A 3,318-nucleotide genomic window follows, 5' to 3' on the forward strand; every position below is an offset into this window, starting at 1 on the left:
GACGTCGTCGCCAAGGAGCGCGAGATCGCCGAGGCCACCTCCCGCGAGGAGGGCAAGCCCGAGGGCGCCATCGCGAAGATCACCGAGGGTCGCCTCAACGGCTTCTACAAGGAGGTCGCGCTCCTCGACCAGCCCTCGGTGACCGAGAACAAGAAGTCGGTCAAGACGGTCCTCGACGAGGCCGGCACCACCGTGAAGCGCTTCGCGCGCTTCGAGGTCGGCGCCTGACCGGCTGACACGCCACCCGCTCCGGACCCACTCCGGGGCACCCCGACGGGGCCGGTACGACGAGAGTCGTGCCGGCCCCGTCGTCGTGTCCACCCGGTCGGGTGCCGCGTTCGCCGGAAGGGGTGACCCACCGGTAGGTTTGCCCCGACCCACCCGTCGTCGAAGGGAACACCTGTGACCGCCTACAACCGCGTCCTGCTCAAGCTGTCGGGAGAGGTGTTCGGTGGTGGTCAGGTCGGCCTCGACCTCGACGTGATCAGCGCGATCGCCAAGGAGATCGCCGACGTTGCCCGCGAGGGCGTACAGGTCGCGATCGTCGTGGGTGGCGGCAACTTCTTCCGCGGCGCCGAGCTGCAGCAGCGCGGGATGGACCGCGCCCGCGCCGACTACATGGGCATGCTGGGCACGGTGATGAACTGCCTCGCGCTGCAGGACCTGATCGAGCAGCAGGGCGTGGAGACGAGGGTGCAGAGCGCCATCGCGATGGGCCAGGTCGCCGAGCCCTACATCCCGCGTCGGGCCATCCGACACCTCGAGAAGGGGCGGGTCGTGATCTTCGGTGCCGGCGCCGGGATGCCGTACTTCTCGACCGACACCGTCGCCGCGCAGCGTGCCCTCGAGACCCACTGCGAGGTCATCCTGATGGGCAAGCAGGGGGTCGACGGGGTCTACGACTCGGACCCCAAGACCCACCCGGACGCCGTCAAGTTCGACGACCTCAGCTACGACGAGTACCTCGCCCGCAACCTCAAGGTCGCCGACGCCACCGCCATCAGCCTGGCCAGGGACAACAACATGTCGATGGTCTTCTTCAACCTCTCCACACCCGGCACGATCGCCCGGTCCGTGCAGGGTGAGAAGATTGGCACGCTCGTGAGCCGAGACGGATGATCGGTCACGGCCCCCCACACCAGACACCTGTCGACGCACGAACGATTCTGCTAGGAGCACGCACGTGATCAACGACGTCCTGAACGAGGCCGACCAGAAGATGGCCAAGTCGGTCGAGGCCACCCGCGAGGAGTTCGCCGCGATCCGTGCCGGCCGGGCGCACCCCAACATGTTCAACAAGATCGTCGTCGACTACTACGGCACGCCCACGCCGATCCAGCAGCTGGCCTCGTTCACCTCGCAGGACGCCCGCACGATCCTCATCTCGCCCTACGACATCGGTGCGATGGGCAACATCGAGCGCGCGATCCGCGACTCCGACCTCGGCGTCAACCCGGCCAACGACGGCAAGGTGCTGCGCTGCGGCTTCCCCGAGCTGACCGAGGAGCGCCGCAAGGAGTACATCAAGCTCGCGCGCGCCAAGGCCGAGGACGGGCGGGTCGCGGTCCGCAACCTGCGGCGCACGGCCAAGCAGGGCATGGAGAAGCTCGAGAAGGACGGCGAGGTCGGCAAGGACGACGTCACCGGCGGTGAGAAGAAGCTCGACGTCACCACCAAGAAGCACACCGACACCATCGACGAGATGCTCAAGAACAAGGAAGCCGAGCTGCTCGAGGTCTGATGTCGCCGTCCAGCATGCCCACCTCCCCAGCACCCCCGAAGGACCACGGTCGCGCCGGTCGCAACCTGCCGGCCGCGATCGGCTCCGCCGTGGTGCTGCTCGTCGCCATCGCGGTGTCCCTCGCGGTGTGGAAGACCGCCTTCATGGTCATCGTCGCGGCCGCCGTCGTGGTGGCCGTGTGGGAGCTCCGCAAGGGGATGTCGGCCAAGGACATCGACCTGCCGGAGCAGCCGCTGATGGTCGGCGGAGTGGTCATGGTGGTCGTCGCGTACTTCTGGGGCGCGCCGGCGCTGGTGACCGCCACGGCCGTGACCGCGCTGGTGATCATGCTGTGGCTGCTGCGGCGCGGCATCGACGGCTACGTCAAGAACTCCACCGCCTCGGTCTTCACGCTCATCTACGTCCCGTTCCTGGGCTCATTCGTGGCCCTGATGCTGGCCGAGGGCGGGGCCACCGGCTTCGAGCGGTACGACGAGGGCGTCAAGGGGATCATCACCTTCATCGCCGTCACCATCGCCTCCGACATCGGCGGCTACATCGCGGGCGTGCTGTTCGGCAAGCACCCGATGGCGCCGGTCATCTCGCCCAAGAAGTCGTGGGAGGGCTTCGTCGGCTCCCTCCTCTTCTGCGTCGCGTCCGGCGTGGCCCTGGTCGTCTACCTCCTCGACGGCGACTGGTGGGTGGGCGTGGCGCTGGGCCTCATCGCCGCGGTGATGGCGACCCTGGGCGACCTGTGCGAGTCGGTGATCAAGCGCGACCTCGGCATCAAGGACATGAGCCAGGTCATCCCCGGTCACGGCGGCCTGATGGACCGGCTCGACTCGCTGCTCGCCACCATCGCGCCGATCTGGCTGCTGCTGCACTACCTCGTCTTCACCTGATGCGCCTGCTGGTCACCGGAGGCCGCCGGGGCTACCTCGGGCGCCACGTCACCGAGGTCGCGCGCGCGGCCGGGCACGACGTCGTGCCCGTCGGGACCGCGGACGCCGACCTCCGCGACGCCGCCGCCGTGGACGCGCTCCTCCGGGACGTCCGTCCCGACGCGGTCGTGCACACCGCCTACGTCCAGTCCGACTGGCACGTCACCGCGACCGGCAGCGCGCACGTCGCCGTGGCCGCCGCGCGGCACGGTGCGCGCCTGGTGCTCGTGTCCAGCGACATCGTCTTCTCCGGTGCCGACGGCGTGTACGCCGAGTCGGCCGTCCCCGACCCGATCACGGCGTACGGCGCCGCCAAGGCCGCCGCCGAGACGACCGTGCTCGCCATCTGCCGCGACGCCGTGGTGGCGCGCACGTCGCTGATCCTCGGTGACGGCCACTCCTCGCACGAGCGCCTCGTGCACGCGCTGGCCGGCGGCGCCGACGGCGTCCTCTTCGAGGACGAGATGCGCTGCCCGGTCCACGTCGGCGACCTCGCCACCGCGTTGGTCGAGCTGGCGGAGCGGGCGGGCGACGACGTCGCCGGAGTCCTCCACGTCGGCGGCGCGGACGCCCTCAGCCGGTTCGAGCTCGGCGCGCTCGTCGCTCGCCGCGACGGCCTCGACGCGGGCGCCCTGCGCGGCGGGAGCCGGGCGGCCG

4 protein-coding genes and 1 pseudogene are annotated in these 3,318 nt (G+C 69.9%); all 5 read left to right on the forward strand.

The features are described from left to right. Positions 1–228: pseudogene (locus ACXJKL_RS17710) on the forward strand (translation elongation factor Ts); the annotation flags it as partial. Between the two features lie 174 nt (positions 229–402). Next, positions 403–1,119, forward strand: a complete 717-nt coding sequence (pyrH, locus tag ACXJKL_RS17715; protein WP_457208329.1) for a UMP kinase — start codon at positions 403–405, stop codon at positions 1,117–1,119. Between the two features lie 67 nt (positions 1,120–1,186). Next, positions 1,187–1,741 carry a ribosome recycling factor gene (gene frr, locus ACXJKL_RS17720; RefSeq protein WP_457208332.1) on the forward strand — a complete coding sequence of 185 codons (555 nt, stop codon included), beginning with the start codon at positions 1,187–1,189 and terminating at the stop codon, positions 1,739–1,741. A 14-nt stretch (positions 1,742–1,755) separates the two neighbouring features. Further along, positions 1,756–2,622 carry a phosphatidate cytidylyltransferase gene (locus tag ACXJKL_RS17725; protein ID WP_457208330.1) on the forward strand — a complete coding sequence of 289 codons (867 nt, stop codon included), beginning with the start codon at positions 1,756–1,758 and terminating at the stop codon, positions 2,620–2,622. After that, positions 2,622–3,318, forward strand: a 697-nt coding sequence (locus ACXJKL_RS17730) for a sugar nucleotide-binding protein (RefSeq protein WP_457208331.1), incomplete at its 3' end; no start/stop codon positions are given. The genes ACXJKL_RS17725 and ACXJKL_RS17730, both read left to right, overlap by 1 nt.

It is taken from the genome of Nocardioides sp. P5_C9_2 (assembly GCF_054049555.1).

Excerpts from the sequence above, each read along its gene's own strand:
- ACXJKL_RS17725 (WP_457208330.1), top strand. The coding sequence starts at position 1,756 with ATGCCCACCTCCCCAGCACCCCCGAAGGACCACGGTCGCGCCGGTCGC.